Raw genomic sequence first — 26,776 nt, 5'->3', positions numbered from 1 at the left:
TCATCTCCCGGCACGGCGCACCTGCAGTATGAACCAGGCGGCGAAGGCGGCGAACGCCACAAGGCCGACCAGCATGGCCGCGACCTCGCCGCCGAGCCAGTCGGTACCCAGGCCCAATGGCCTGCGCCCGAGGACGAACGCCGCGCCGGCAATGCCCACGCCGAGCAGGCCTTCCCCGCCGACGAAACCGCTGCCCAGCAGGATCCCGCGCTCGCGGCGCTCGCCCACCTCGTCCGCGTGGCGCGCGCTGCGCTCCGCCCACCAGCGAATGAGCCCGCCGAGGAAGATCGGCGTCATGGTGGAGACCGGCAGGTACACGCCGACGGCAAAGGGCAGCGAGGGGATGCGCAGCAACTCGCAGGCCACGGCGATACCCACGCCGATCGCCACCAGGCCCCAGGGCAGCGACTGGTCGAGCACGCCGTCGATCACCAGCTTCATTAACGTCGCCTGCGGCGCCGGCAGCTCCGTGCTGCCGAAACCGAAAGTTTCGGCGAGCAACAGCACGGCAAGACACACGAACACCGCGGAAGTGAGCACGCCGACCAGTTCCCCGACCTGTTGCCGGCGCGGCGTCGCGCCGAGCAGGTAACCGGTCTTCAGGTCCTGCGAAGTGTCGCCGGAAATGGAGGCGGCAATGGCCACGACGCAGCCGACGGTGATCGCGGCGGCCTTGCCGCTCAGGTCGGTCCAGCCGAAGGCCAGGAAAATACCGGCAGTGCCGAGCAGTGCCGCGATGGTCATGCCGCTGGTCGGATTGCTGGTGACGCCCACCAGCCCGACGATGCGCGAGGCCACGGTGACGAAAAAGAAGGCGAACACAGCCACGCAGATGGCGGCGACAAGTCGCAGGCCGACGCCGCCGACCTCGCCGAAGGCCACCGGCACCACGGCCAGCAACATGATGACCGTCACCACGCCAAGGCCGACGAAACGCAGCGGCAGGTCTTGCGCGGTGCGCGGCACGGCCACGGGCTCGAGGCCCTGGCGCTGCCGCAGCTGCCCAAAGCCGATGCGGAAGCTGTCGAGCATCACCGGCAGGCTGCGCACCAGCGTGATGATGCCCGCCGCGGCGACCGCGCCCGCGCCGATGTAGCGCACGTAGCGCGTCCACAGCTGCGCCGGGCTCATGTCGGTCATGAGCAGCTTTGTCTCCGGGTACAGCGGCAATGTGCGGCCGGCGCCCCACCAGTCCAGCATGGGGATGATCACCAGCCAGGACATCAGGCCGCCACCGACCATCACGGCCGCGATGCGGATGCCGAGGATATAGCCGACACCGAACAGCGCCGGCGACAGGTCCATCCCGAGCTCCGCCTTGCGCGGCCACGGCAAGGCCGCGTGGATGGAGTCCGGAATGGCGCGCGCCCACGAAGTGAGCGCCTTGAAGGCCGCGCCCGCCGCCAGCCCGATGAATACAAAGCGCGCATTGCCGCCGCCGGTCTCGTTGGCGACCAGCACCTCGGCGCAGGCCGTGCCTTCGGGGTAAGGCAGCTTGCCGTGCTCGCGGTGGATGAGGAACTGTCGCAGCGGGACCATGAACAGGATCCCCAGCACCCCGCCGCACATCGCCAGTATGGTCATCTGCAACAGGCTGGGAGACAGGCCCCACAGGAACAGCGCCGGCAGCGTGAAGATGATGCCGCTGGCGAGGGAGCTCGAGGCCGAACCGACCGTCTGCGAGAGGTTGGCCTCGAGGATGGTCCCTGGCCGCCCCACCGCCTGCAACGCCTTGAACACCGCCACCGTCATCACGGCCACCGGGATCGAGGTACTGATGGTCAGGCCGGCGCGGAGCCCGAGGTAGGCGTTGGCGGCGCCGAAGATGATGCCGAAGACAATGCCCAGGGCGATGGCCTTCAGGGTGAACTCGGCCAGCGCGGCGGACGCAGGCACATAGGGCTGGTAGGCGCCCCCCGGCGGCGGCGGCTCGAAAGCGCCTGGGCCCAAGCCCTTGCGTTCGCTCATTTCGCCTCTTCTCCCTGTTCCCTGGCGAGCCTGACCTCGAGCGGCACCGCGCTGGCCAGGTGCAGGTCCCGCTGCGGATAGGGGATCTGGATGCCCTCCTCGCGAAACGCGCGCCAGATGCGCCGCAGGACGGCGCTGCGCACATTGTTGATGCCGTTCATCGGGTCCGAAATCCAGATCCGGAGCTCGAGCTCCACGGCATTATCGCCGAAGTTGCGCAGCTGGCAGATCGGTCCCGGGTCGTCGATGACGCGGGGGGTCTCCGCGGCGCAGGCCTCGCACAACTCGAGCGCCCGCTCGACATCCGAGTTGTAGTGGATGCCGATCGGGATCTTCAGGCGTACCTTGGTGTCGGTGTGGGTCCAGTTTTCGACCCGCGTGGTGATGAATTCCTCGTTGGGGATGAGGTGCTCGATACCGTCGCGCGTGATGACGGAGACGTAGCGCCCTCCCAGCGTGTTCACCCAGCCGTAGGTGCCGGCCACAGCCACGACGTCTCCGGGCTTGATCGATTTGTCCAGCAGCAGGATCAGGCCGGAGAACAGGTTGGCGATCACATTCTGCAGGCCGAGGCCGATGCCGACACCGAGTGCGCCGCCGAACACCGCCAGCGCGGTCAGGTCCATGCCCGTAGTCGCCATGGCAGCGAGGACGGCGATGGTGATGAGCGCGAACTTGAACAGCTTGCCGAACAGCACCTGCACCGAGGGCGTCAGGTTCGGGCTGTGCTTGAGGCGCGCCTCCAGCAACTCCGATACCACGGTGGCGATCCACAGCAGGATGGCAAGGGCAAACACCGACTTGGTCAGGGTCAGCAGGGAAATCCGCACCGCCCCGAACTGCATGGCGACGCTGTCCAGCAGCGCCACGGTCGGATCGAGCAGGCGCAGGATGTTCAGGGCGGCGACGGTCCAGGCGCTGATCGCGACCGCGCGGGACCACACCGGGTTGCTGATCACCATCGACGCCAGGTTGATCACCACCCAGGCGGTCAGGAGGCTGGCAAAGATCTCCAGGATCCTGGCCGGCCAGCCCTGCAACAGCGCCCCCTGCCACGCCACCCCGACCAGCAGCAACCACAGCAGCGGCAACAGCAGCGGGGCGAGCGCCGCCACGAGGCGTTGCCAGCGCCCCGGCGGCGCCACGCGCTCGAGGAAGCGTCGCAGCCGCGGCGCCACGAAGGCCGCCAGGACCAATGAGGCCAGTGCGGCAAGCAGCTGCAGCAAGTTGGGCAGGACCAGCACTTCCGCCTGCACCCAGGACCAGGCCTGCTGCGTCCAGCGGGTGATCTGTTCGGCGTCGTACCACTCGTCCATCGTCTCCTCCCGCGACGAGACCTTCAGCAGCGCAGGATAGCATCCTCACCAAAAGGAAAAGCCCGGCAGGGCCGGGCTTTTCCGTCGGTCGAGCTTCGCAACCGGGTGCTGCGCTAGAGCGCCTTCACCTGGATCAGCTCCTTGCCGTCCTCGTCCGCCACGTGCACGGCGCAGGCCAGGCAGGGATCGAAGCTGTGGATCGTGCGCAGGATCTCGATCGGCTGCTCCGGATCGTACAGCTGGTGGTTGTCCTGCAACGCGGCCTCGTAGGCCCCTGGCACACCGTTGGAGTCGCGCGGACCGGCGTTCCAGGTGCTCGGCACGACGCACTGGTAGTTGTCCACCAGGCCGTCCTTGATGACGATCCAGTGCGAGAGTCCGCCGCGCGGCGCCTCGTGCGCGCCCACGCCCTTGGCAGTGCTCGGCCAGGTCGACGGGTTCCACTGCACCTCGTTGAAGGTCCTCGTGTCGCCGGCACGGATGTTGTTGAGCAACTGGTCCATCCAGCCCTGCATCGCATCCGCCACCACCTTGGTCTCGAGGGTGCGAGCCGCAGTGCGGCCCAGCGTCGAAAACAGGGCGTCGACCGGCACGTCGAGGGTGCGCAGCGTGTAGTTGACGAGCTCGCGGGTCTGGTCATGGCCGGTGGCGTACAGCGCCAGGACGCGGGCCAGCGGGCCCACTTCCATGGAGTTGCCCTTCCAGCGCGGCGACTTGAGCCAGCTGTAGCCGTCTTCCACATTGAGCTGCTTGTACGGCGGCTGCGGACCGCCACGGCCCTCGTAGTTGAACTTGGTCTCGCCGTCCCAGGGATGCAGGCCCTGCTCCGGGCCGCCCGAGTAGTCGTACCAGGAGTGCGACGCGAACTCCTGCACCCCGTTCGGGTCGCTGAAGTCCACTTCCTCGAGCGCGTTGAGGTTGCGGTTGAGGATCGCGCCGCGCGGGAACAGGAAGCTGTCCGGGTCGTTCATCGTCTTCGACGGCAGGTCACCGAAGGAGAGGAAGTTGCCCAGGCCTTCGCCGCGGGCGCCCCAGTCCTTGTAGAAGCCGGCGATGGCGATGGTATCGGGCACGTACACCTGGTCGACGAACGTACGCATCATGGTGATGATGTTCTGCACGATGCTGAGCCGCTCGGCATTGATCGCCGAATCCGAGTTCAGGTCGATCGGGCTGGGCACACCGCCGACGACGAAGTTCGGATGCGGGTTCTTGCCGCCGAAAATGGCGTGCAGCTTGACGACGTCGCGCTGCCATGCAAGGGCTTCGAGATAATGCGCCACGGCCATCAGGTTGGCTTCGGGCGGCAGCTTGTAGGCCGGGTGCCCCCAGTACGCATTTGCGAAGATACCGAGCTGGCCGCCTTCGACGAAGGTCTGCAGCTTCTTCTTCACGTCGCGGAAATAGCCCTCGGAGGACTTGGGCCAGCTCGGCGATACCGCCTTGGCCAGGTCCGCCGTGGCCGCCGGATCGGCGCTCAGCGCCGAAACGACATCCACCCAGTCCAGTGCATGCAGGTGATAGAAATGCATGACATGGTCGTGGATGTATTGCGCGCCGATCATCAGGTTACGAATCAGCTGCGCGTTGGGCGGGATCTCGTACTTCAGCGCGTCCTCGACGGCGCGAATGGAGGCCATGCCGTGCACCAGCGTGCACACGCCGCAGATGCGCTGGACGAAAGCCCACGCATCGCGGGGGTCGCGCCCGCGCATGATGATCTCGATTCCGCGCACCATCGTGCCCGAGGAGTACGCCTGCTGGATTCGATCGCCCTGCATCTGCACCTCGACGCGGAGGTGTCCCTCGATGCGGGTGATCGGGTCTACGACGACTCGATTGCTCATATTTAGTTACCCCGATCCTTGTAAGTCGTTCGCTACCGGCGTGCCGGGCTCAAGCGAGATTGTCGCTGACGAGCTGGACGAGGTTCACGATGTCCTTGTCCCAGTTCAGCCAGGCCTTGCCCGCTTCAAGATTCTGCATGCAGGTATTGCAGGCAGTGACCACCGTCGGTGCGCCGGTCCGCTCGACTTCCTCGCGCTTGAGCTCGAAAGCCTTCTGGCGCAGCGGCAGTGCGCTCTTCAGCATGGCGACGCCGCCGCCACCGCCGCAGCAGAGGTTGGTGCGTCCATGCGATTCCATCTCGGTGAGCTTCACGCCCAGCGCCCGCAGCACGTCGCGCGACTCGTCGAACGAGCCGCCCATGCGTCCCAGCTTGCAGGGGTCATGGAAAGTGACGTGGCTGGCGCCGTTGCCGGCCTTCTTGACCTTCAGTCGTCCAGCCTTGAGCTCCTGGCCCAGGTACTCCGCCACGGACAGGATCTCGAAGGGCAGCGTCTTGCCGTACAGCGTCGCCGCCTCCCAGCGCAGCACCGGGTAGGCGTGTCCACACTCGGCCACGATGACCTTTTTCGCGCCCGCGGCCATGGCGGCGTCGATGACGCGCTTGCTGATGCGCTTCTGGGCCTGCACGTCGCCGGAGAGTGCGCCGAAGTTGGCGGACTCGAAACCGTCGCTGCGGATGGTCCAGCTGACGCCCAGCTTGTTCATGACCTTCGCCGTCGCGGCGAGAACGCTCTCGTCCTTGAGGAAATCCAGCGCCGAGGACAGCACCAGCACGTCGGCCTTGTCCTTGTCCAGCGGGACCTCGATGCCCTTGGCGCGGACGCGCTCCACGACTTCGCGCAGCTTGTCGGCGCCGGCGCCGAGGATGCTGCCCTTGTCCTTCTGCTCGTCCGAGACCGCCTGCAACTCCGCAGGCGCCATGCCGGCAGCCGCGAGGCCGTTGCGCACGACCTGGATCATGCTCTGGATGTGAATGCCCATCGGGCACAGCAGGCTGCAGCGCCCGCACTGGGTGCAGGAGTCGTAGGCCAGCTCTTTCCAGTCTTCCAGGTCCTGCACCGTGATGTCGCGGCTGACAAAGCGGTTGAAGGCACGCAGCGGCGCCAGTTCGCGCCGGTACACCTTCTTCAACGGCTCGACCTTGAAGATCGGCGTGTACTTGGCTTCGCCCGTGGCGATGTAGAAGTGGCAGGCCTCCGCGCACATCCCGCAGTGGATGCAGGACTCGAGGTAGGTCGCCATGTCGGCGGTCATGCCGGCCAGGAAGGCTTCCTTCGCCTTCGCGACCTTCTGCTCGTCGGACAGCGCCCTGGGCTTCAGGCCGGCAGCGGCGCGCTCGCCAAGGGTGCCGTAATCAGGAATAGTTGTCGCGCTCATGCCCGTACCCCTCTCCGTGCGAAGGCAGCCCCAACCTTGTACCGGGACGGCCAGATAAAGATCGCATGCATCAGCTTGCCGAACGGGAACCACACCAGCAGCAGGCAGACGCTCAGGATGTGCAACGCCAGCACCGTCTCGTACTGCATCCCGAAGGTGATGTGCGTGAAGGACATCACGCCCGTCAGGAACGGCAGGAAGGCGATGATCCAGCTGATGTAGTCATCCATGGTGGAGATCTGGCGCAGCACCGGGTTCATCAACCGGCGGGCCAGCAGCACCAGCAGGATGGCCATGGTCACAAAGCTGAAGAAGGTGATGAACAGGTTGGGCAGCGTCGGCCAGCCGAAGCCGAGGATGTCCTTGAAGAACAGCATGTGCGGCGCGAAGAACAGCAGCACGACGAACATGCCGATGTGCCACGCATAGCCCGAGTAGTGCTGGAAGACGATGTTCTTCTCCAGCTCGTGCGCGGGTGCGGAGCGTGTCAGCAGCGTCTTGATGCCGCCCGAAGTGGCCGAGCCCTTGGTGGGTTCGAGCTGCTTGCGCGAGGCCAGCAGCAGCGCTGTGATGCGCCATATGAGGCCGACCACGAAGATAATCACGGCCCAGCGCAATGCAGGGCCCCGGGCGAAGTCGAGCAGCGACATGCCCTGCCAGTACAGTCCCTCGTTCATGCCTTTTCCTCCTGCTGCGCCTTCTTCTGCTTGCCGCGCGCGAGAGCGGCGGCGGCCAGGCCGGCTGCGGCACCTGCTGCGGCACTGATGCCGACGGTCTTGGCGTCGCCCCAGTAAGCGGCCGACAACGGCCGGTAGAAGCTGCCCTTGTCCCAGAAATCCGGCTCGGAGCAGCCGAGGCAGCCGTGCCCGGACTGCACCGGCCAGCTGACACCGTCGTTCCAGCGCAGCGTGGCGCAGGCGTTGTACGTGACCGGCCCTTTGCAGCCCAGCTTGTACAGGCAGTAGCCCTTGCGCGCCCCTTCGTCGTCGAAAGTTTCGGCGAACTGGCCACGCTCGTAGAACGGCCTGCGATAGCAGCGGTCGTGGATGTTCTGGCCGAAGAACGCCAGCGGCCGGCCGTGGTGGTCGAGCTCCGGGATGGTGCCGAAGGTCAGGTAGTGGGCCAGCACGCCGGTGATCACGGTGGGGATCGGCGGGCAGCCCGACACGTTGATGATCGGCTTGTCCTTGATGATGTCCCGCACGCCGACGGCCTTGGTCGGGTTCGGATTCGCCCGGGGGATGCCCCCGAACGCGGCGCAGGTGCCGACCGACACGATTGCGGCGGCGCCGGCGGCGGCGTCCTTCAGCATCGACAGGTGCGAATGGCCGTTGGTGCAGGAATGCGACTCGAATTCCTCGGTCGGAACGGAGCCGTCAACCAGCAACAGGTAGTTGCCGTAGTTCTCCTTCATCGCCTGGTGCATGGCGTCTTCGGCACGCTGGCCGGCGGCCGCCTGCAGGGTGTGGTGATAATCGAGCGAGATGGCGTCGAATATCAGCCCTTCCACGGTCGGCGCGTGCGAGCGCGTCAGCGACTCGGTACATCCGGTGCACTCCTGGAACGGGAGCCAGATGACCGAAGGGCGACGGGCCTTTTCTATTGCCGCGGCGACGGCGCTGACCATGCTGGGCGGTAACGCCATCATGGACGCGGTGGCCGCGCAGAACTTCATGAATCCGCGACGGCTGACTCCGTTCGCCCGGAGGACGTCGCCTACGGTTTTGCTTGCTGCCATGCTGTGCTCCTCCGCACTGCCCTGCCTCAACGCACAGGACGCTTCGGTTGGCTTCAACTACCTGTCGACGCCAGGGCGTCGCCAAGTTCCTTTAGACCGGCCTCGACGTCCTCGCGCTGCGCCTGCAGCAGCGAGGGTATCCAGGTGATCTCTACGAAACGGCCGGCGACCCCGCCGGAGCCGTTCATGTACTCCAGGATCCAGACGCCGGAATAGCGCGTCTCACGGACCACGGTCTTGCCCAGGGCCTCGATCTCGGCCCGGACTTCGCCCTCGCCCAGTGCGTCGAGGAGCCGCTGCATGTCGCCGGGCCCCATGGGAATGCTCTGGACGTCAATGACTGTGGGCTCGCCGGCCTCGACGAGGCGGGCCAGCGCGTGGCGAATTTCATGCAGGAGGGGGAGTGCGTTGCCGAAGACTTCGGCGGGCCGTTCCGTGCCCGACTCCACCTTGACCCCAATCCCCGAGAGACCGCTCATGTCTGCTCCGCCGACTGTGACCGGGTTTTCCCCAAAACCCCGATCCATGCCAGTCTTGATAGTGGCTTCAATACGTTAGCGAGCAATTTAGGCGGGGCACGTGGTGCTCACAATACGCAATTCACGCAGGCCTAAAGTGCAGCTGGCACCCGTATATCCTGGCCCGTCCAGGCCTTGATAAGGTCTGCCACCGCCTGCGCTGCTTCCGGCACCGCCGCCGCCACCCGCGCGCTCGGCTCCGTGCCCCAGCCGATGATCTCCGGCTGGATTCCCACCAGCGCGCGCCGCTCCGGCATCATGCCGGCGAAGCGGGCCATGTTCATGAGGTCCATCAAGCCCACCTCGTGCACGCTGCGACCGTGCTGGCTCAGGATGCGGTCCATCTCGGCGTCGACGAAGACCTTGACGGTGCCCGGCTCGGACTTGAGCTCGGTGGCGTCCACCACGATCAGGTATTCCGCGTCCTCGACGGATGCGGCGATGGAAAAGCTCAACGTGCCGCCGTCCATCCAGTTCACGCCCGGCGCCTCCGGGTTGAGCTCACGCAGCCGTTCCACCACCCAGGGCCCGATACCCTCGTCGGTGAGGATGGTGTTCCCCACGCCGAGAACCAGCGTGCCGCTCTTCGCATGGGCCTGATCGGTCATGTGTTTTTCTCCCGGCCCGGACAACGTGGCCGCGCCAGCAGCATAACCAGATGAGAATTAGACGCATCAGGACATCTACGAGCTTGCGCCGGCTGGCTGCCGGTGGCAGCGTGCACAGCTGAGAGAGAGCTTGGAGGGACCGTCCCCATGTGCCTTGGAATTCCTATGCAGGTCGTCGCCGTCGACGGCTTCCTGGCACGCTGCGAGGCCAAGGGCGTGCAGCGCGACGTCAGCCTGTTCATGATGCAGGACGAGAAAGTCGACGTCGGCGAGTTCGTCATGGTCCACGTCGGCTACGCCATCCAGAAGATGACGGAGCAGGAAGCCCGCTCGGCCTGGGAGATTTACGACCAGATGCTGGGCGATCCCGCGGACGCCTGAGCCGTGCACGAGCTCTCCGTCTGCCAGGCCCTGGTGCAGCAGCTCGAGGCCGTCTCTGCCGCCAATGGCGGCGGCCGGGTCGAGCTGGTGCGCCTGCGCATCGGCCCGCTGTCCGGCGTGGAGGCGGCGCTGCTCAGCCATGCCTTTCCGCTCGCGGCCGCCGGCACCATCGCCGCGGGCGCCGAGCTGGCCATCACCGCGGCCCCGGTGGTCGTGCAATGCAACGAGTGCGGCGCCAGCGGCGAGGCGGCGCCGAACCGCATGCTCTGCCCGGCCTGCGGCGGCTACCGGGTGCGCACGGTGTCCGGCACGGAGATGCTGCTCGAGTCGGTGGAACTCGCGGCGCCGGCCGACGCCGGCGCGTAAATGTTATAGAGTCTTGTTTCGATTTCGACCGCCCATCGGAGCGTCCCATGTGTGATACCTGCGGCTGCAACATCACTGACGGCAACCGGCACCTCGTGTCTCCCGGCGGCCGCCTGGCCCAGACCGAGGACGGCCGCGCCGCGGTGACTGTGCTGCAAAGCCTGCTCAGCGAGAACGATCACCAGGCCGCGCACAACCGCGCGCACTTCGATGCCCGTGGCATCCTCGCCCTGAACCTGATGTCTTCACCCGGGGCCGGCAAGACCGCCCTGCTCGAGGCCACCATCGACGCGCTCGGCGACAAGTACCGCATCGTCGTCATCGAGGGCGACCTGGAAACGGAGAACGACGCCGCGCGCATCCGCGCCAAGGGCGTGGAAGCGGTGCAGATCGCCACCGGCAGCGCCTGCCACCTCGACGCCCACATGGTGCACGAGGCATTGCACCGGCTCGACCTCGACGGCGTCGACCTGGTGTTCATCGAGAACGTCGGCAACCTGGTCTGCCCGGCGAGCTTCGACCTCGGCCAGCACCTCAACGTCACCCTGCTCTCGGTCACCGAGGGCGACGACAAGCCGGCCAAGTACCCGGTGATGTTCCGCGCCGCCGACCTGATGCTGCTCACCAAGACCGACCTGCTCGCGGTGCTCGACGACTTCGACACTGCGCAGGCGGAGCGCGCCCTGCGCCTGGTCGGCTCTGCGGCCCCGGTGCTGCATGCGGCACCGCGCAAAGGACTGGGCATCAAAGAGTGGATCGACTGGATCGACGGCGAACTCGAGGCGCAGCGCGCCCGCGTCGCTGCCGGCACCACGCGCCGCCCGGCCATCCAGGCCGAGGGCGCCCGGCTGCACGCAGCCAATCCCGCCGGCGGCGCCCACGACCATTCGCACGCGCACGAACACGAACACGCGCATCAGCACCGGCACCAGCATGAGCACAAGCATGAGCACAAGCATGCGCATGCGCACGACCACGACCATGCAGGCGAAACCGGCGGAGGCGCACGCTCATGAGCGCCACGGCGCGGGAGTGGCTCGAGCGCATCCGCGCCCTGCCCCTGCCGGACCGTGTGCGCGTCATGAACGTCTGCGGCGGGCACGAGCGCTCCATCTCCATGGCGGGGCTGCGCGACGCACTGCCGCCGCAAGTTGAACTCATCCCCGGTCCCGGCTGCCCCGTCTGCGTGTGTCCGGAAGAGGACGTCTATCACGCCATGCAGATCGCCCTGCACGATCCCGAGGTGATCGTGGTCAGCTTCGGCGACATGTTGCGCGTACCGGTGAACCTGCCGCTCAAGGAAACACGCAGCCTGGAACAGGCCAAGGCCGCCGGCGGCGACGTGCGGCCGGTGGCTTCGCCCATGGAAGCGGTGCAGATCGCCAGGGAGAACCCGGGCCGGCGCGTGGTGTTCTTTGCCGCCGGCTTCGAGACCACCACAGCGCCCGTGGCCGCCATGCTGGCCGCCGGCCCGCCGGACAACCTCATGGTGCTGCTGTCGGGCCGCCTCACCTGGCCCGCGGTGGCCATGTTGCTGGAGTCCGAGGATCGGGGCTTCGACGCCCTCATCGCCCCCGGCCACGTCGCGACAGTGATGGGGCCGGAGGAATGGGAATTCGTGGTGGACCAGCACAAGCTGCCGGCGGCGGTGGCAGGCTTCCACCCGGAGAGCCTGCTCGCCGCCACCTATTCCGTGCTGCGCCAGCTGGTCGAGGGCAAATGCTTCCTCGACAACTGCTATCCGGAGGTGGCGCGACCCGGCGGCAACCCGACGGCGCGCCGTTTCCTCGACGAGACCATGGCCGTGGTCGACGCCAACTGGCGCGGCATCGGCACCATCCCGGCCTCCGGTTATGCCTTGCAGCCGCACCTGGCGGCGCGCGACGCGCGACTGCACTTCCCGGACTACGGCGCCCATGACCGCAAGCGTGCCGGGCTCATGCCGAAGGGCTGCGATTGCGCGCGCGTGGTGCTGGGGAAAATCTATCCGAACCAGTGCCGCATCTACGGCAGCGCCTGCACGCCGCGCACGCCGGTCGGCCCGTGCATGGTGTCGGACGAGGGCGCATGCAGGATCTGGTGGTCGAACGGCGTGCGGACGCGGGAGGTGGCCTGAGCGCCGGCCGCCGTCTCTGGATCACCGGCCAGGTCCAGGGCGTCGGCTTCCGCCCCTTCCTCTACCGCCTCGCGCAACGGCACGCCCTGTCGGGCTGGGCGCGCAACACGGTGGGCGAGGTCGAGGTGCTGGTGTGCGGGCGCCTGCAGGCCGTGGAGAACTTCGCGCGCGAGGTGGTGAGCGAGGCGCCGGCGATCGCTGCGCCGCGCATCCGTCGCAGCGAGCCATGGGAAGGTGAAGCCCCGGAGGGTTTCGCCATCCTGCCCAGCGCCGCCGGCGCCACGCCGCGCATCTTCGTGCCGCCGGATTATTTCGCCTGCGACGACTGCCTGGCGGAGCTCAACGACCCGGCCGACCGGCGTTTTCGCTACCCGTTCATCAACTGCACCCAGTGCGGCCCGCGCTACACCATCATCCGCGCCCTGCCCTACGACCGGCCCAACACCTCCATGGACGCTTTCCCGCTCTGCGCGGCCTGCCTGGCGGAGTACCGCGACCCGGCCGATCGGCGCTTCCATGCCGAGCCCGTGGCCTGCCCGGCTTGCGGTCCGCGACTGAGCTGGTCCGCCGGGGCGGATGCGGCAGCCGAGGCCCGGGGGGAACAGGCACTGGCGGCCTGTATCGAGGCCATCGCGGCAGGGTGCCTGGTCGCCGTGAAGGGCATCGGCGGCTACCACCTCGTGTGCGACGCCGCCAATGAATCGGCCATCACCCGCTTGCGCCGCCTCAAGCCGCGTCCCACCAAGCCGCTGGCGGTGATGTTTCCCCTGGAGGGCGCCGACGGACTCGACCGGGTACGCCAGGCCGCCACCCCGACCGCGGAAGAAGCCGCCCTGTTGCTCTCACCGCAGCGACCCATCGTGCTGCTCGCGCGGTGCCGCGGGACGCTGTCGGAACAACTCGCGCCCGGCCTGGCGGAACTCGGCGTCATGCTGCCCTACAGTCCGCTGCATGCGCTGCTGCTCGACGCACTCGGGCGACCGCTGGTGGCAACCTCGGCCAACATCAGCGGAGAGCCGGTACTCACCTGCGGTGACGAAGTGGAAGAACGGCTGGCGCACCTCGTTGCGGGTTGCCTGCACCACGACCGTCCCATCGTCCGCCCGGCCGACGACCCGGTATGGCGACGCAGCGCCGGGGCCTTGCGCCCGCTGCGCATCGGGCGCGGCGGCGCACCGGCGGAGATCGAGCTGGCGGTACCGGTGCCCCGGCCGACGCTGGCCGTGGGCGCGCACATGAAGAACACCATCGCGCTGGCCTGGGAACACCGCTGCGTGGTGTCGCCGCACATCGGCGACATGGGCTCGGAGCGCAGCATGGAGGTGTTCGAGCAGGTCGCCGCCGACTTGCAGGCGCTGTACGGTGTCCGCGCCCAGGCGCTGGTCTGCGACGCCCACCCCGGCTACGCCACCGCCCGCTGGGCGCGCCGCCAGGGCCTGCCGCTGCAGGAGGTGCTGCACCATCACGCTCATGCCGCAGCGCTGGCGGCGGAGGTCCCGGCAAGCGGACCCCTGCTGGTGTTCACCTGGGACGGCGTGGGCTACGGCGGCGACGGGACCCTTTGGGGCGGCGAGGCCTTCCTCGGCCAGCCCGGGCATTGGCGCCGCGTGGCGAGCTTCCGCCCCTTCCGCCTGCCCGGGGGAGAACGCGCCGGCCGCGAGCCGTGGCGCAGCGCCGCCGCCATGTGCTGGGAGGCGGCCGTGACATGGCCCGGCTGCCCCGACGCCGACGGGCTGGCGCGCGCGGCCTGGGAAAGGAACCTCAATACGCCGGCCACCACGGCCGTGGGCCGGCTGTTCGACGCCGCCGCAGCGCTGAGCGGTACCTGCCTGCACGCCAGCTACGAGGGTGAAGGCCCGATGCGCTTCGAGGCAGCGGCAACGGGGATGGAGCCGGGCGAGGCCTGCGCGCTGCCCCTCGGTCTCGATCAGGACGGCGTGCTGCGCGCGGACTGGGCCCAGTTGCTCGCGCCGTTGCAGGATACCGACCTGCCGCTGGCCCGCCGTGCGGCGTGGTTCCACGAAAGCCTGGCGCTGACGGCGGTGGCGATCTACCGCGCGGTGAGTGCGGATGCGGCCGTTGCCGGCGTAGGCGCCACCGGCGGCGTGCTGCAGAACCGCATCCTGGCCGAGCGCATGCAGGCACTTTTCAAGGCCGTGGGCGTCCCCCTCGCCCTCCCCGCCAGGTTGCCGGCCAACGATGCCGCCATTGCCTTCGGCCAGGTGGTCGAATGCGCCGCAGCCGCTGCCCGGGAGAGGTAGAATGCGCCCCCAGAGAACACGGCTTCCCGAGGAGACCCCGCATGGCGCTTGACGAGGCACGCATCGGCCTGGCCCACGGCAACGGCGGCCGCTACATGCGGGAGCTGATCCAGGAGGTCTTCGCCCGGCATCTCGGCGGCGGCGTGCTCGACACGGACCTCGATGCCTGCCCCTTGCCCACCCTGCCCGAGGGCGAAGTGGTGTTCACCACCGACGGCTTCACGGTGCAGCCGCTGGAGTTTCCGGGCGGCGACATCGGCTCGCTGGCCGTGCACGGCACGACCAATGACCTTGCGGTGGCCGGTGCCACGCCGTTGTACCTCTCCCTCAACGTGTTCATCGAGGAAGGGCTCGAAGTGGAGCTGCTGGACCGGGTCATCGGCAGCCTTGCCCGCGCGGCGCGGGAGACGGGCGTGCAGGTGGCGGCCGGCGACACCAAGGTGCTGCGGCGCGGCGAGGGTGGCGGCCTGTACCTCGCGACCACGGGCATCGGCGTGCGGCGGCACGGCCTGGCGCTCAGCATGGACCGGATCCGCCCGGGCGACAGCCTGCTCGTCAGCGGCTCCGTCGGCGACCATGGCATTGCCGTCATGCTGGCGCGCGAGCAATTCGGCCTCAGCGGTGAACTCAAGTCCGATGCTGCCAGCGTCCTCCCTTTCACGCGGGCACTGCTGGAGCTCGACGGCCTGCGCTTCATGCGCGACCCGACGCGCGGCGGCCTGGCTACCGTGGCCCACGAAATCGCGCGCGCCACCGGCAACTCCGTGCGCCTGTCGGAGTCGGCGATCCCCGTCAGGGACACGGTGCGCAGCGTGTGCGAGATGCTGGGTTACGATCCCTACTACCTGGCCTGCGAGGGGCGCGTGGTGGCCGTCGTCGCACCCGAGATGGCCGAGACCGCGCTGGCGGCATGGCGCGCGCTGCCGGGCGGCGAGAATGCCGCGCTCATCGGCCAGGTGGACGCCGAGGGCCGGCCGGTGGTGATCGAGACCGAACTCGGCGGCCGGCGCATGCTCGAGGAACTCGAGGACGACCCGCTGCCACGGATCTGCTGAGCGAAGAGACACGCAATGCCGTTTGCCCCCACTGGGCTGTTGACTCTGACCACCGACTTCGGCACGTCGGACCCCTTTGTCGGCATCATGAAAGGCCGCATCCTGGGCCGCCTCCCGGGCGCGCACATCGTCGACCTCACCCATGCCATCCCGCCGGGACGAGCGGACCTCGGGGGCTTCTGGCTGGCCCAGGCCTGGACAGAGTTCCCGCCCGGCACCGTGCACCTGGCCGTGGTCGATCCCGGGGTGGGCACGGAGCGCAAGGTCGTGCTGGCCGAGTGCCACGGCCAGCTCCTGCTGGCGCCGGACAACGGCCTGCTGCCGGAGGCGCTGCGGGCGGGCCGCACCCCAGCCTGGCGCATCATGCGCCCCGATCTCCCCGCCCGGCTCGGGCTGGGACCGCTGTCGCGCACCTTCCACGGCCGTGACCTGTTCGCACCGCTCGCCGGACTGCTGGCAGCCGGCGAGCTCGAGCCGGCCGGGTTCGGCCCGGCGGGGCTGCCGCAGGACCCCAACCCGCTGCCACGGCCCCTGAGCTCCCCGGGCCGGATACGCGGCCGGGTCGTGCTGGCCGACCATTTCGGCAACCTCATCACGAACATCGCCGCCCCCCTGTTGCACGGTTTCCGTCAGCCCAGGGTAGAAGCCGGGGGACAGTCCCTGCCCCTCCTCGGCACCTATGCAGAGGCCGCGCCCGGCGCGCCGCTGGCGCTGGTCAATGCCTTCGGCCTGGTGGAGATCGCAGTACGCGGTGGAAACGCCGCCGTCGGTCTCGGCCTTGGGGCCGGGCAAAGCGTGGATATCCGCGACGGCATCGCCGCATGAGAAGCGTAAACTCGGTTTCATAGTTGCACTTGCGTAAAGGTTGATCCCATGAATAACGACAGAACAGACGCCATCCGCAACCTCGCCCTGATTGGACCCGCCGGCACCGGCAAGACCTCGCTGGCGGAAGCCCTGCTTCACGCTGCCGGTGCCGTGAAACAGCGCGGCCGCATCGAGCGCGGCGACACCGTTTGCGACTTCGACCCGCGCGAAATAGAGATGGCGCACTCGCTCGACACCGCCGTGTGCCACCTTGACTGGAGCGACACGCACATCAATCTCATCGACACGCCGGGATTCACCGATTTCCTGCCGCGCGCCGTGGCGGTGCTGCCGGCGGTAGAGTGCGCCGCCCTCGTGCTGTCGGCCGCCGGCGGGCTCGAGACCGGCGTGCGTCGCATGATGAAGGCGGCGGGTGACGCGCAGCTCAGCCGCATCATCATCGTCAACAAGATGGACACCGACCCCGACCAGCTCGGGACGCTGCTGGAGGAGATCCAGGACGCCTTCGGCAAGCGCTGCCTGCCGGTGAATCTCCCCGGCGACCACGGCAAGAAGGTCGTCGACTGCTTCTTCCGTGACAGTGGTGAAGCGACAGACTTTTCCAGCATCCAGGAGGCGCATACCCACATCATCGACCAGGTGGTCGAAGTGGACGAGGCGCTCATGGAAGCCTACCTGGAGTCCGGCCAGAACCTCGAGGCGCAGCAACTTCACGACGCCTTCGAGAAGGCGCTGCGCGAGCGGCACCTGATCCCGGTGTTCTTCGTCTCCGCCGAGACCGGGGCGGGCGTCGCCGAACTGCTGGACTACATCGTCAAGCTGATGCCCAGCCCGCGCGAGGCCAACCCGCCGCCCTTCATGCGCGGCGAGGGCGAGGCGGCCGAGCCCGTGGTAGTCGCCTCCGAGCCCGACCAGCACGTGGTGGCGCACGTCTTCAAGGTCATCGTCGATCCCTATGTCGGCCGCACGGCCGTCCTGCGCGTGCACCAGGGCACCGTGAAGACCGGTTCACAGCTGTTCGTCGGCGACGCCCGCAAGCCCATCAAGCTGAACCATCTCTACCGGCTGCAAGGCAAGCAGAACATCGAGGTCGACACGGCAGGCCCGGGCGACATCGTGGCGGTGACGCGCATCGAGAGTCTCGACTTCAACGACGTGCTGCACGACTCGCACGACGAGGACCATTTCCACGTGCGCCTGCCGGAGATGGCGCCCCCGATGATGGGCGTGGCCATCGCGCCGGCGCAACGCGGCAATGAGCAGAAGCTCTCCGACGCATTACAGAAGCTGTGCGCCGAGGATCCGGCGCTGCGGGTAGAACATCGTCCGTCTACCAACGAGACGGTCGTGCTGTGCAGCGGGGAGCTGCACTTGCGGCTGATGCTGGAGGCGATGCGGGACCGCTTCAACGTCGAGGTGGAAACGCACCCGCCGACCATCCCCTACCGCGAGACGATCACCCGCCCTGCCGAGGGGCATCACCGGCACAAGAAACAGACCGGCGGCGCCGGCCAGTTCGGCGAGGTCTACCTGCGCATCGCACCGCTGCCGCGCGGTGCCGGCTTCGAGTTCGTCAGCGAAGTGGTCGGCGGCACGATTCCCCAGCAGTTCATCCCGGCGGTCGAGAAAGGCGTGCGCCAGGCACTGGAAAGCGGGGCCATCGCAGGTTTTCCGCTGCAGGACATCCGCGTCGCCGTTTACGACGGCAAGACCCACCCCGTGGATTCCAAGGAGGTTGCCTTCGTCAGTGCCGGACGACGGGCCTTCCTGGAGGCCATCCAGAACGCGGCGCCGATCGTGCTGGAGCCCATCGTCCAGCTCCAGGTGACGGTCCCGATCGATGACCTCGGAGCGGTCACCGGACACCTGTCGCAGCGGCGCGGGCGTATGCTGGGATCGACCTCGCTCACGGGGCAGCGTATCCAGATCAACGCCGAGGCGCCGCTGTCAGAGCTGCAGGACTACGCCAACCAGCTGAAGTCCATCACGGGCGGCTCCGGCGCCTGGTCGATGCAGCTCGACCGCTACGAACCTGTACCGGCGAAGGTGCAGCAGGACCTGGTCGCGGCGGCGAAGCCCGCGACGGCCGACTGAGGGGCGCCGGGGCGCCGCGGGCTTGACCCAGGTCAATGCGCCGCGGCGCCATGTCGCGAAGATGAAGACTCAACGATACGACGGTCCAACCATGCTCGATGTCAGCGCAATCATGACTCCTCGCCGCAGCCTCGTCCTGGTCGGACCCGGCGCGACCGTCGCGGAAGCGCGTCGCATCATGGCGGCGCACGCCATCCGCCACCTCCCGGTCGCGGACGGGGACGGCAAACTGGTGGGGCTGGTTTCGCTGACGGACATCCTGGTCGCCGGAGACGCTGCCGACCGGCCGCTCCGGGACATCATGGTGCGCACCGTGGATACCGTGGACGAGCGCAGCAACCTGCGCCACGCCGCCATGCTGATGTTCCGCCGCAAACGCAGCTGCCTGCCGGTGATGCGCGACGGCGAGCTCAGCGGGATCATCACCGACTCGGACTTTCTCGGCGTCGCCATCGCGCTCATGGAACAGCTGGAAGCGGTCGAGCCGGAAGCGGGCGAAGCGGAGGCCGAGGACAGCGACGTCGGGGACGGCCTGGTCTCGTAGCGGGACCCGCCCGGAGGACTCAGCCCAGGACCATCGTGTCGGACATGTCGCCGACGCTGGGCAGCGTCTGCGTCGGTCCGCTGCCCTCGTTCAGCACCAGGCGGAACCGCCCGATGTGCACCACGTCGCCGTGTTGCAGCCGCTGCTGCCGCACCGAGCGCTCGTTGACGTGGATCCCGTTGGTGCTGTTGAGGTCCACGACGGTCCAGTGCCCGCCCTCCCGTACCAACATGGCGTGATAGCGACTGACCGAATCGTGGTCCAGCTGGACGTCGTTCCAGGGATGGCGCCCGAGCAGCAGCCGCGGCGTGTTGAGGCGGATGCGCGCCTTCGGCTCGTGGTCGAGGAGAATGTCCATCGACGCCACGGCACGCCGCCGCGGCGCGGTTGCCGCACCCTGCTGATCCTTCAGCAGCTGGACATGGCCCCGCCGCACCGCCTTGTCGCCCGCCTCCGCGGCGCGCTGTATCGCCTGCCGCGCAACGATGTCGATGCGTCCCGGCAAGCCCGAGGAATAGGCATGGATGTGGGCCACCGCATCCGGCGAGAACAGCAGCCCGGGCTCGTGACAGCCGGCGCCTTCCACATGGAACTCCAGGTAGTCCCGCGTCTCGTCCACGCCCAGCGGCTCGAGCCGGTGCTGCCAGCGCACCATCTGGCGCAGCGCCTGCATGCGAGGCGCGAACATCTGTCGTTCCAGCCGCTCGTCCCCAAGCATGGCGAGCTTGAGGCGGCCGACCCGGACGGGCTCGAGCAGCGACAGCCAGCCGAGCTCTTCCATCACCCCGGAGGGGACAGCCTCGATCTCGTCCACCACGATGACCGTGGTGACGCCCTTCTGGCGCTGGTGGCTGAGGAACACGGTCAACAGGCCGCGCATCTCGTCGTGGCTGGCCTTGACGCCCTCGAAGCCGAAGCCGGTGACGATCCGTTCCAGGAAATCCAGCGGATCGCCGCTCAGCGCACCCAGCCGTGCCACCACTGCATCCGGCAGGTGGCGGGTGAGGCCCACGTTCATGGTGGTGCTCTTGCCCGCGCCCGGCTCCCCCGTCAGGGCCAGCAAAAGGTCGTTGGAGTGCAACGCGTGGTCGAGGAAATTCAGCGCGTCACGATGCTGCGGGCCGGTATAGAAATCCAGCTCGCCGCTCTTCCCGACAAAGGGGTCGCGGCTCATGCCGAAATGGCGAAATGCCTCTTCGCTTTTCACACGCGAGGTACGTCCCTTGTCACTGTCCGTGTCACTGTCCCTGTCGCCTCCCGCTCCGCCGGGCCCGGCCTACCACTCGCCGGAGTTGGGCATGCTCGCCCATGGCTCGCGCTGAGGCAAGGCCTCGCCCTTCTGCAATAACTCGATGGAAATCCTGTCGGGCGAGCGCACGAATGCCATGCGGCCGTCCCGCGGCGGCCGGTTGATGGTCACGCCGCCGTCCATCAGGCGCCGGCACGCGGCATATATATCGTCCACCTGGTAAGCCAGGTGACCGAAGTTGCGTGCCGAGCCGTATTCCTCCGCATCCCAGTTCCAGGTCAGCTCGACCTGCGCCGCCTCGTCCCCCGGCGCGGCGAGGAACACCAGCGTGTAACGTCCGGATTCGTTGTCGTGCCGGCGCAGCTCCACCAGCCCGAGCTTGTTGCAATAGAAGTCCAGCGACGCCTCCAGGTCGCTGACACGCACCATGGTATGCAGGTATTTCATTCCTGTGCTCCTGTATCCGCCAATGGCATGACTGCCATTTCCTCTCGCGGCCAGGCCCTGAGGATGGCCTGGATTACGGTCGCCAGCGGGATGGCGAAGAAAATCCCCCAGAACCCCCACAACCCGCCGAAAAACAGGATGGCCACGATGATGGCCACGGGGTGGAGATTGACCGCCTCGCTGAACAGCAGCGGCACCAGCACGTTGCCGTCGAGGAACTGGATCACGCCGTAGGCGATCATGACCCAGTAGAACTGCGCCGCGAGGCCGAACTGGAAATAGGCCACCAGCGCGACCGGCAGGGCCACGACCGTCGCACCCACGTAGGGGATAAGGACGGAGACCCCGGTGACCGCGGCCAGCAGTACAGCGTATTGCAGCCCGAGCAGGCGGAACGCGATCCAGGCCACGAACCCCACGATGAGGATTTCGACGAACTTGCCACGTACATAATTGCCGATCTGCCGGTCGACCTCGACCCAGACCTCCTCGCTCAAGCGCCGGTCGCGCGGCAGGAAGCCGGCGACCCAACCCGTCAGCATGGCCTTGTCCTTGAGCAGGAAGAACACCAGGATGGGGACCAGCACCAGGTAGACCAGCAGGGTGATGAGCGTCATCAGCGAAGCCACCGAAAAGGTCACGATGCGCTGCCCGTACCGGAGCAGCTCGCTGCTGACGCCGCTGAACATCTCCTTGATCTGCTGTTCCGAGATGAAGTTGGGGTATTCCTGTGGCAGCTTCAGCAGGGCCAGCTGGACCTCGGCCACCATGAAGGGGACCTGCTGGAACAGCTGGGCCATCTGGCGCGTAAGCAGCGGCGCCAGCCAGAAGAAACAGACCAACAGGATCGCCAGGAACAGCGTGAAAACCAGCAGCACGGCCAAAAGGTGCGGCACGCCCCGCCGCCGCAGGCGCGTGGCCAGGGTGTCGAGCAGGTAGGCGATCACGAGAGAGCCGAGCACCGGCGCCAGGATCCGGCCGAACAGCCAGATCGATATGCCGAGCAGCAACACGATGAGCGTGAGCCCCACCACCTGGGGGTTAGCCAGCTGGCGGCGCAGCCACCCAAGGACCGTTTCCATGCCTTGATCCTCGAAACCTGGACGCAAGGATAGCAGTTCACCGCTGCCGGTCACCCCGGGAGCGCACTATGCGACAATCACGCGCAGGACGAAGCGCATGGCGGAGAAACCGGACATGAAGCCCCTGCGACGGGAATTGTTGTTGTTCGCCGTGCTCGGCGGCTTCGGACTGCTGGCCTTGCCCGGCCTGGTCTATGCCGTCGGCGCGGTCCTGCTCGGCGAATACCGGCCCGGCGCCACCGCAGGCACCTTTTATGCGGACCTCTACGGGGCGCTGCGCGAGCCGTCGCCGTGGGCCTGGCTGCTGGTCCTGGGCCCGTGGCTCGGGATCCAGTGGCTGCGCCTGCTGTGGCTGCCGACCGCCATGCTGCTGCGGCGCGGCAAAACAGCGGCGCCGAGCGGCCCGGCGGAGCCCGCGCCCGGGGACATTTGACGCTTCCGGGACCGCAGCGTACTCTCCCGCTGGCCTTGCCCACGGAGCGTGAAGGGATGTCCTTGAAGGTAACCATCGAGCTTTCGAATACCGACCTCGGCCATTTTCGCCGCGTCATGCGCGAAGCGCGCGCCGTGGCGGAGCAGCGCGGCGCCGAGGAAATCATGGCTGCGGCCGGGTCTCTGCTGGCGAGGGTCCACGAAGACGCGGCGCCGGATTTTATCCGCGACCGGCTCGAGAGCATCAGGGGCCTGATCGACATGCTGCGCGACGAGGAGTGGAAGCTCCCCGACGCGGAGCGCTCCCGCGTTCTCAATGCCCTGGCCTATTTCTGCGAGCCCGAGGACATGATCCCGGACGAAGTGCCCGGACTCGGCCTCCTTGATGACGCCATCATGGTCGAACTCGTGGTCCGGGAACTGCGCCACGAGATCGAGGCTTACCGGGACTTCTGCGGTTTCCGCAAGGCCCAGGACGAACGTGGCGAAGACGCGGTCAACCGCGAGGCATGGCTGGATGCGCGCCGCAAGGTGCTGCAGTCACGCATGCGCAACCGCCGCCGCCGGGAACGGGAGCGCCGCCGCGGCACGGGCGGCAGTCGACGTTCGCCCTTCTCGCTGTTCTGAAGCCTTCAGCCCGAAGCGCGGCCGCGCCTGCTGATTTCCCAGTCCGCCCATGACTTTGCCGGCGCTGCCGGCTCGAGCTCCATGCGCGCACTCGAGAGGCGCCGGCCGCGCATTCCCGCCGCCGGCACCAGGATCGGATACAGCCAGGACCGGGGCAGCAGCCAGCCTAGAGCCCGGCGCCACCGCGCCACCAGCGGCCCCACCTCGTGCATCGTCTCGAGCTCTATGGGCGAAGGGCGTTTCATGGCACGTAGTAAAGCACGAGCAAGGCCAGGCCGCCCCACATGCCCAGCTGCGGCAGCCACCACCAGCGGCGCTCCTTGACCAGGCCGATGAAACTGGCGGCGCAAATGACTGTCATAGCGAGAAACAGCCCGGCGTTGAACACCAGCGGCCCGATCTCGGCCTGCACCCGGGGGTGGTTACCGGAGAGCAGGAGGAACAGGAACATGACCACCAGCAAGCCGGCCGCGATGGAGGCGGCGGAGCCGAGAAGAATCCCGGTAATGACAGTTAGTGGATGCATTCACCCTGGTCCGCCCCGGCGCCGCTTGATTGGCGACGTCGGGCGCTCTAGCCTAAACAGCGTTTAAATAGCGACACCTGACCACGATTCGGTAGTCGATCGATCTCGGAGCCAAGATGCGTATTGTAAAGACATCAGCCTGGGCCAGCATAGCCGCGTTGCTCGCGGCCGCGCTGCTGGCAATTCCCGCCGCTGCGGCCCCGCCGAACGGGGACGAGGTGCTCGCGCCCAGCGACCGTCACGGCAAGGTCAGCAGGCTGGTCACGACCCTGTTCGAGCGTTCGCACTACCGCCGCATGCCGGTGGACGATGTCGCCTCGTCCCGCATGCTGGACGCTTACCTCGACGCCCTGGACGGCAACCGCCAGTACTTTCTCGCCAGCGACGTGGAAGAATTCGAGACCTGGCGCTCCGGGCTCGATGACGCGGTCAAGCGCGGCCAGCTGGACCCGGTGTTCGAGATTTACCGCCGATACGTCGACCGCACCCGGGACCGGCTGGAATTCGCCCTGTCCCAGCTCGAGGTGGAGCACGATTTCACGGTCGACGAGGAATTTGTCTTCGATCGTGCCGAGGCGCCGTGGCCGGTTGACGAGGCGGAACTCGACGACCTGTGGCGCAAGCGCGTGAAGAACGACGCGCTGGGACTCATGCTGACCGGCAAGGACTGGGACGAGGCGCGCGAGATCCTGCGCGGGCGCTACCAGCAGGTCCTCAAGCGCTTCGACCAGGTGAAGAGCGACGACGTGTTCGAGACCTTCATGAACGCCTTCGCCAACACCATGGATCCACACACCAGCTACTACTCCCCGCGCAACTCGGAGGAGTACCGGATCCAGATGAGCCTGAATTACGACGGCATCGGCGCGACCTTGCAGCTGCAGGACGAGTACGTCGCCGTGATCAACGTGATCGAGGGCGGCCCGGCCGCGCTCGACGGCACCCTGAAGCCCAAGGACCGCATCACCGGCGTCGGCCAGGGCGAGGACGGCGAGATCGTGGACGTCGTGGGTTGGCGGCTGGACGAGGTCGTCGACCTGATCCGTGGTCCCAGCGGCTCAACCGTGCGCCTGCAGATCCTGCCCGGCGGCGCCGCACCGGGCAGCGCGTCGGTCGTCATTCCCCTGGTGCGTGACAAGGTGAAGCTGGAGGCGCAGGCGGCCCGCAAGGAACTGCTCGAGATCGAGCACCAGGGCCAGGTGCGGCGCATCGGCGTCATCACCGTGCCGTCCTTCTACCAGGACTACAACGCCCGCGTGGCCGGGGCCCGCGAGTACACCAGCACCACCGCGGACGTGCGTCGCCTCACCGAGGAACTGAAGGCCGAAGGCATCGACGGCCTGGTGCTCGACCTGCGCAACAACGGCGGCGGCCATCTTTCCGAGGCCACGGCCATGACCGGCCTGTTCATTCCGCCGGGCCCCGTGGTCCAGCTGCGCGACACCAGCGGCCGCATCGAGGTGCTGGAGGAGCAGGCGGCAGACCCGGTGTACGACGGCCCGCTCGCGGTCCTGGTCAACCGCTTCAGCGCGTCGGCCTCGGAGATTTTCGCCGGCGCCATCCAGGACTACGGCCGGGGCATCGTCATCGGCCAGCAAACCTACGGCAAGGGGACCGTGCAGAACCTCTATCCGCTCGACCGCTACGCGCCCGGTGCGGAGCCGCGCTTCGGCCAGCTGACACTGACCGTGGGCAAGTACTATCGCGTCACCGGCGCCAGCACGCAGCACCGCGGCGTGGTCCCGGACATCATCGTGCCCTCCCCCGTCGACTCGCACATGGTGGGCGAGAGCACGCGGGAAACCGCATTGCCCTGGGACCAGATCCGGCCGACGCCGTTCTCGCGCCAGGGCGCCCTGGGCGAGGCCATCGAGATCGTCGCCACGCAGCACCAGGAACGCCGCGCCGACGATCCGAACTTCCGCCACCTCATGGGCAACATCGAGGCGATCGAAGAGCGCCGCGCACAGAAATCCGTCTCCCTGAACATCGAGACGCGCCGCGCAGAGAACGAGGCGGTCGAGGCGGAACAGCTGGCGCTGGAAAACGAGCGCCGTGCCGCCCTGGGGCTGGAGGCGCTCGAGTCGCTGGCGGAGGCCGAGGAAGAGGATGCGCCGGACGTGCTGCTGCAGGAGGCCGCTCGCATGGTGGTGGACCTGGCGACGCTGCCCGGGGCGGTCATCGCTGGCAGGGGCGCAGGCAGCAAGGAGTGATCCGGGGCTTGCAAGCCGCATAACCGGTGTTATACTTAACTACAACACTATCGTAGTGAGTCATCGGTCACACCCGGAGCATGTTCATGACCCACCGTTTCGCAACACCGGCGTCCCCGCGATTCGCAGCCACAGCACTGCTCGCCACCCTGCTCACCGCGGGGTGCATGCAGAAGAACGAGGCGCCGGAAGCCGAGGAAAAGGAAGAGACGGCGATCCCGGTCGAAGTCACGGGTCTGGAGCGTGGCGACGTGGCCGCGCTCTATACGGGCACGGCTTCGCTGGAGACCGACGCCGACGCGGTGGTGGTGGCGAAAGTGGGCGGCGAGGTGGTCGAACTCCTGGTGGAAGAAGGCGACCGCGTCACTGAAGGGCAGGTGCTGGCGCGGCTGGACGGCGACCGGCTGCGGTTGGAGATGGAGCGGGCGCGTGCCAACCTGCGCAAGCTCGAGCAGGAGTACAACCGCAACGTAACGCTGTTCGAGCGCGGGCTGGTCAGCTCCGGGGCCTTCGAGGACCTGAAGTTCGAACTCGAGGCGCTCAGGGCCGTCTACCAGCTGGCCCAGCTGGAACACGACTACACCCAGATCCGCGCCCCGATCGACGGCGTGGTGGCGGAGCGCCACATCAAGCTCGGCAACACCATCACCGCCAATTCCCCCGCCTTCCGGGTCACTGCACTGGATCCGCTGATCGCTTACCTGCACATCCCGGAGCGTGAGTTCAGGCGACTGGAACCCGGGCAGGCTGCCGAACTCCGGCTCGACGCAATCCCCGGGCGGCGCTTCGCCGCACGCGTAGAACGCGTCAGCCCCGTCGTTGACCCCATGACGGGCACGTTCAAGGTCACCATGGAAGTGCCGGACCCCGACGGACAACTCAAGCCCGGGATGTTCGGCCGCTTCAACATCGTATGGGACTCCCGCAGCAACGTCCTGCTGGTGCCGCGCGTGGCCATAGTCGACGACGATGTTTCCGACTCGGTGTTCGTCATCGTCAACGGCAAGGTGGAACGCCGCCCCGTGATCACCGGATATGCCAGTGGAGATCGCGTGGAGATCGTTGAAGGCCTCGAGGGCGACGAGGAAATCGTCGTCGTGGGGCAGTCCGGGCTGCGCGACGGCAGCCGTGTAGAGGTGGTGCGACGCGCGCCCTCTCGCCTGGCCGGCGATGCGCTCTGAG

At 67.7% G+C, this 26,776-nt stretch carries 26 protein-coding genes; 13 read left to right on the top strand and 13 right to left on the bottom strand.

Annotated elements, in window-relative coordinates:
* From G8346_RS01325 to G8346_RS01290, 8 genes are all read right to left on the bottom strand, one after another.
* Positions 1–1,968: an OPT family oligopeptide transporter gene (locus tag G8346_RS01325; RefSeq protein ID WP_166047445.1), complete on the bottom strand. Its 1,968-nt coding sequence runs from the start codon at positions 1,966–1,968 to the stop codon at positions 1–3.
* Positions 1,965–3,284 carry a mechanosensitive ion channel family protein gene (locus tag G8346_RS01320; protein WP_166047443.1) on the bottom strand — a complete coding sequence of 440 codons (1,320 nt, stop codon included), beginning with the start codon at positions 3,282–3,284 and terminating at the stop codon, positions 1,965–1,967. The genes G8346_RS01325 and G8346_RS01320 overlap by 4 nt, the downstream gene beginning before the upstream one ends.
* Before the next feature lie 113 nt (positions 3,285–3,397).
* Positions 3,398–5,131, bottom strand: coding sequence for a nickel-dependent hydrogenase large subunit (locus G8346_RS01315; protein WP_166047441.1), 1,734 nt, complete (start codon positions 5,129–5,131; stop codon positions 3,398–3,400).
* A gap of 49 nt (positions 5,132–5,180) precedes the next feature.
* The gene (locus tag G8346_RS01310) at positions 5,181–6,509 is read right to left on the bottom strand and encodes a (Fe-S)-binding protein (RefSeq protein ID WP_166047439.1); all 1,329 of its coding nucleotides are present in this window, start codon (positions 6,507–6,509) and stop codon (positions 5,181–5,183) included.
* Positions 6,506–7,186: a nitrate reductase gene (locus tag G8346_RS01305; protein ID WP_166047437.1), complete on the bottom strand. Its 681-nt coding sequence runs from the start codon at positions 7,184–7,186 to the stop codon at positions 6,506–6,508. The genes G8346_RS01310 and G8346_RS01305 overlap by 4 nt, the downstream gene beginning before the upstream one ends.
* Entirely contained in the window at positions 7,183–8,247 is a 1,065-nt protein-coding gene (locus tag G8346_RS01300; RefSeq protein ID WP_166047435.1) for a hydrogenase small subunit, read from the bottom strand. Before G8346_RS01300 ends, G8346_RS01305 begins: the two co-directional genes overlap by 4 nt.
* Before the next feature lie 53 nt (positions 8,248–8,300).
* Positions 8,301–8,726 (bottom strand): hydrogenase expression/formation protein, encoded by a 426-nt coding sequence (locus tag G8346_RS01295; RefSeq protein WP_166047433.1) that lies wholly within the window; start codon positions 8,724–8,726, stop codon positions 8,301–8,303.
* 131 nt (positions 8,727–8,857) lie between these two features.
* The gene (locus tag G8346_RS01290; RefSeq protein ID WP_166047431.1) at positions 8,858–9,373 is read right to left on the bottom strand and encodes a hydrogenase maturation protease; all 516 of its coding nucleotides are present in this window, start codon (positions 9,371–9,373) and stop codon (positions 8,858–8,860) included.
* Positions 9,374–9,520: 147 nt separating this feature from the next.
* On the opposite strand from G8346_RS01290, the gene G8346_RS01285 reads away from it, so the two are divergent.
* The 9 genes from G8346_RS01285 to G8346_RS01245 all read left to right on the top strand — a co-directional run bounded on the left by G8346_RS01285 (position 9,521) and on the right by G8346_RS01245 (position 19,018).
* Positions 9,521–9,754 (top strand): HypC/HybG/HupF family hydrogenase formation chaperone, encoded by a 234-nt coding sequence (locus tag G8346_RS01285; protein ID WP_166047429.1) that lies wholly within the window; start codon positions 9,521–9,523, stop codon positions 9,752–9,754.
* Positions 9,755–9,757: 3 nt separating this feature from the next.
* Positions 9,758–10,120: a hydrogenase maturation nickel metallochaperone HypA gene (locus G8346_RS01280; protein ID WP_166047427.1), complete on the top strand. Its 363-nt coding sequence runs from the start codon at positions 9,758–9,760 to the stop codon at positions 10,118–10,120.
* Positions 10,121–10,167: 47 nt separating this feature from the next.
* Entirely contained in the window at positions 10,168–11,136 is a 969-nt protein-coding gene (gene hypB, locus G8346_RS01275; protein ID WP_166047425.1) for a hydrogenase nickel incorporation protein HypB, read from the top strand.
* The gene (gene hypD, locus G8346_RS01270; protein WP_166047423.1) at positions 11,133–12,236 is read left to right on the top strand and encodes a hydrogenase formation protein HypD; all 1,104 of its coding nucleotides are present in this window, start codon (positions 11,133–11,135) and stop codon (positions 12,234–12,236) included. The genes hypB and hypD overlap by 4 nt, the downstream gene beginning before the upstream one ends.
* Entirely contained in the window at positions 12,188–14,497 is a 2,310-nt protein-coding gene (gene hypF / locus G8346_RS01265; protein WP_166047421.1) for a carbamoyltransferase HypF, read from the top strand. The genes hypD and hypF overlap by 49 nt, the downstream gene beginning before the upstream one ends.
* A 41-nt stretch (positions 14,498–14,538) precedes the next feature.
* Positions 14,539–15,552: a hydrogenase expression/formation protein HypE gene (hypE, locus tag G8346_RS01260; RefSeq protein WP_166047419.1), complete on the top strand. Its 1,014-nt coding sequence runs from the start codon at positions 14,539–14,541 to the stop codon at positions 15,550–15,552.
* A gap of 15 nt (positions 15,553–15,567) precedes the next feature.
* The gene (locus G8346_RS01255; protein ID WP_166047417.1) at positions 15,568–16,377 is read left to right on the top strand and encodes an S-adenosyl-l-methionine hydroxide adenosyltransferase family protein; all 810 of its coding nucleotides are present in this window, start codon (positions 15,568–15,570) and stop codon (positions 16,375–16,377) included.
* A gap of 48 nt (positions 16,378–16,425) precedes the next feature.
* Positions 16,426–18,474, top strand: coding sequence for an elongation factor G (fusA, locus tag G8346_RS01250; RefSeq protein WP_166047415.1), 2,049 nt, complete (start codon positions 16,426–16,428; stop codon positions 18,472–18,474).
* Positions 18,475–18,586: 112 nt separating this feature from the next.
* Positions 18,587–19,018 carry a CBS domain-containing protein gene (locus G8346_RS01245; RefSeq protein WP_240901232.1) on the top strand — a complete coding sequence of 144 codons (432 nt, stop codon included), beginning with the start codon at positions 18,587–18,589 and terminating at the stop codon, positions 19,016–19,018.
* 19 nt (positions 19,019–19,037) lie between these two features.
* On the opposite strand, the gene G8346_RS01240 is transcribed toward G8346_RS01245, so the two are convergent.
* The 3 genes from G8346_RS01240 to G8346_RS01230 all read right to left on the bottom strand — a co-directional run bounded on the left by G8346_RS01240 (position 19,038) and on the right by G8346_RS01230 (position 21,796).
* Positions 19,038–20,192 carry an FHA domain-containing protein gene (locus tag G8346_RS01240; RefSeq protein ID WP_166047411.1) on the bottom strand — a complete coding sequence of 385 codons (1,155 nt, stop codon included), beginning with the start codon at positions 20,190–20,192 and terminating at the stop codon, positions 19,038–19,040.
* Between the two features lie 102 nt (positions 20,193–20,294).
* Positions 20,295–20,714, bottom strand: a complete 420-nt coding sequence (locus tag G8346_RS01235; protein ID WP_166047409.1) for a VOC family protein — start codon at positions 20,712–20,714, stop codon at positions 20,295–20,297.
* Entirely contained in the window at positions 20,711–21,796 is a 1,086-nt protein-coding gene (locus G8346_RS01230; protein WP_166047407.1) for an AI-2E family transporter, read from the bottom strand. Before G8346_RS01230 ends, G8346_RS01235 begins: the two co-directional genes overlap by 4 nt.
* 97 nt (positions 21,797–21,893) lie before the next feature.
* Here G8346_RS01230 and G8346_RS01225 point away from each other — a divergent pair, with 97 nt between their 5' ends.
* Both G8346_RS01225 and G8346_RS01220 read left to right on the top strand, forming a co-directional pair.
* Positions 21,894–22,229 carry a hypothetical protein gene (locus tag G8346_RS01225; RefSeq protein ID WP_166047405.1) on the top strand — a complete coding sequence of 112 codons (336 nt, stop codon included), beginning with the start codon at positions 21,894–21,896 and terminating at the stop codon, positions 22,227–22,229.
* Between the two features lie 56 nt (positions 22,230–22,285).
* The gene (locus G8346_RS01220) at positions 22,286–22,855 is read left to right on the top strand and encodes a YkvA family protein (RefSeq protein WP_166047403.1); all 570 of its coding nucleotides are present in this window, start codon (positions 22,286–22,288) and stop codon (positions 22,853–22,855) included.
* Between the two features lie 5 nt (positions 22,856–22,860).
* Here the strand turns inward: G8346_RS01220 and G8346_RS01215 are convergent, their stop codons facing one another.
* Complete coding sequence (locus tag G8346_RS01215; protein WP_166047401.1) at positions 22,861–23,100, bottom strand: hypothetical protein; 240 nt, start codon at positions 23,098–23,100, stop codon at positions 22,861–22,863.
* Positions 23,097–23,381, bottom strand: a complete 285-nt coding sequence (locus G8346_RS01210; protein WP_166047399.1) for a hypothetical protein — start codon at positions 23,379–23,381, stop codon at positions 23,097–23,099. The genes G8346_RS01215 and G8346_RS01210 overlap by 4 nt, the downstream gene beginning before the upstream one ends.
* Before the next feature lie 116 nt (positions 23,382–23,497).
* Here G8346_RS01210 and G8346_RS01205 point away from each other — a divergent pair, with 116 nt between their 5' ends.
* Together G8346_RS01205 and G8346_RS01200 are read left to right on the top strand one after the other, a co-directional pair.
* Positions 23,498–25,594: a carboxy terminal-processing peptidase gene (locus tag G8346_RS01205; RefSeq protein ID WP_166047397.1), complete on the top strand. Its 2,097-nt coding sequence runs from the start codon at positions 23,498–23,500 to the stop codon at positions 25,592–25,594.
* Positions 25,595–25,680: 86 nt separating this feature from the next.
* On the top strand, positions 25,681–26,775 hold the full coding sequence (locus G8346_RS01200) for an efflux RND transporter periplasmic adaptor subunit (protein ID WP_166047395.1): 1,095 nt from the start codon (positions 25,681–25,683) through the stop codon (positions 26,773–26,775).
* Position 26,776: the final 1 nt, after the last annotated feature.

This window comes from Thioalkalivibrio sp. XN279 (genome assembly GCF_011089885.1).
In the GTDB taxonomy this organism is placed as follows: domain Bacteria; phylum Pseudomonadota; class Gammaproteobacteria; order Steroidobacterales; family XN24; genus XN24.
Note: the sequence above shows the minus strand (reverse complement) of the source record. Positions and strands in the feature narration are given on the sequence as shown.

Coding starts and splice junctions, on each gene's coding strand:
- G8346_RS01325 (WP_166047445.1), bottom strand. CDS start 1,968: ATGAGCGAACGCAAGGGCTTGGGCCCAGGCGCTTTCGAGCCGCCGCCG.
- G8346_RS01320 (WP_166047443.1), bottom strand. CDS start 3,284: ATGGACGAGTGGTACGACGCCGAACAGATCACCCGCTGGACGCAGCAG.
- G8346_RS01315 (WP_166047441.1), bottom strand. CDS start 5,131: ATGAGCAATCGAGTCGTCGTAGACCCGATCACCCGCATCGAGGGACAC.
- G8346_RS01310 (WP_166047439.1), bottom strand. CDS start 6,509: ATGAGCGCGACAACTATTCCTGATTACGGCACCCTTGGCGAGCGCGCC.
- G8346_RS01305 (WP_166047437.1), bottom strand. CDS start 7,186: ATGAACGAGGGACTGTACTGGCAGGGCATGTCGCTGCTCGACTTCGCC.
- G8346_RS01300 (WP_166047435.1), bottom strand. CDS start 8,247: ATGGCAGCAAGCAAAACCGTAGGCGACGTCCTCCGGGCGAACGGAGTC.
- G8346_RS01295 (WP_166047433.1), bottom strand. CDS start 8,726: ATGAGCGGTCTCTCGGGGATTGGGGTCAAGGTGGAGTCGGGCACGGAA.
- G8346_RS01290 (WP_166047431.1), bottom strand. CDS start 9,373: ATGACCGATCAGGCCCATGCGAAGAGCGGCACGCTGGTTCTCGGCGTG.
- G8346_RS01285 (WP_166047429.1), top strand. CDS start 9,521: ATGTGCCTTGGAATTCCTATGCAGGTCGTCGCCGTCGACGGCTTCCTG.
- hypB (WP_166047425.1), top strand. CDS start 10,168: ATGTGTGATACCTGCGGCTGCAACATCACTGACGGCAACCGGCACCTC.
- hypD (WP_166047423.1), top strand. CDS start 11,133: ATGAGCGCCACGGCGCGGGAGTGGCTCGAGCGCATCCGCGCCCTGCCC.
- hypF (WP_166047421.1), top strand. CDS start 12,188: ATGCAGGATCTGGTGGTCGAACGGCGTGCGGACGCGGGAGGTGGCCTG.
- hypE (WP_166047419.1), top strand. CDS start 14,539: ATGGCGCTTGACGAGGCACGCATCGGCCTGGCCCACGGCAACGGCGGC.
- G8346_RS01255 (WP_166047417.1), top strand. CDS start 15,568: ATGCCGTTTGCCCCCACTGGGCTGTTGACTCTGACCACCGACTTCGGC.
- fusA (WP_166047415.1), top strand. CDS start 16,426: ATGAATAACGACAGAACAGACGCCATCCGCAACCTCGCCCTGATTGGA.
- G8346_RS01245 (WP_240901232.1), top strand. CDS start 18,587: ATGACTCCTCGCCGCAGCCTCGTCCTGGTCGGACCCGGCGCGACCGTC.
- G8346_RS01240 (WP_166047411.1), bottom strand. CDS start 20,192: ATGAGCCGCGACCCCTTTGTCGGGAAGAGCGGCGAGCTGGATTTCTAT.
- G8346_RS01235 (WP_166047409.1), bottom strand. CDS start 20,714: ATGAAATACCTGCATACCATGGTGCGTGTCAGCGACCTGGAGGCGTCG.
- G8346_RS01230 (WP_166047407.1), bottom strand. CDS start 21,796: ATGGAAACGGTCCTTGGGTGGCTGCGCCGCCAGCTGGCTAACCCCCAG.
- G8346_RS01225 (WP_166047405.1), top strand. CDS start 21,894: ATGGCGGAGAAACCGGACATGAAGCCCCTGCGACGGGAATTGTTGTTG.
- G8346_RS01220 (WP_166047403.1), top strand. CDS start 22,286: ATGTCCTTGAAGGTAACCATCGAGCTTTCGAATACCGACCTCGGCCAT.
- G8346_RS01215 (WP_166047401.1), bottom strand. CDS start 23,100: ATGAAACGCCCTTCGCCCATAGAGCTCGAGACGATGCACGAGGTGGGG.
- G8346_RS01210 (WP_166047399.1), bottom strand. CDS start 23,381: ATGCATCCACTAACTGTCATTACCGGGATTCTTCTCGGCTCCGCCGCC.
- G8346_RS01205 (WP_166047397.1), top strand. CDS start 23,498: ATGCGTATTGTAAAGACATCAGCCTGGGCCAGCATAGCCGCGTTGCTC.
- G8346_RS01200 (WP_166047395.1), top strand. CDS start 25,681: ATGACCCACCGTTTCGCAACACCGGCGTCCCCGCGATTCGCAGCCACA.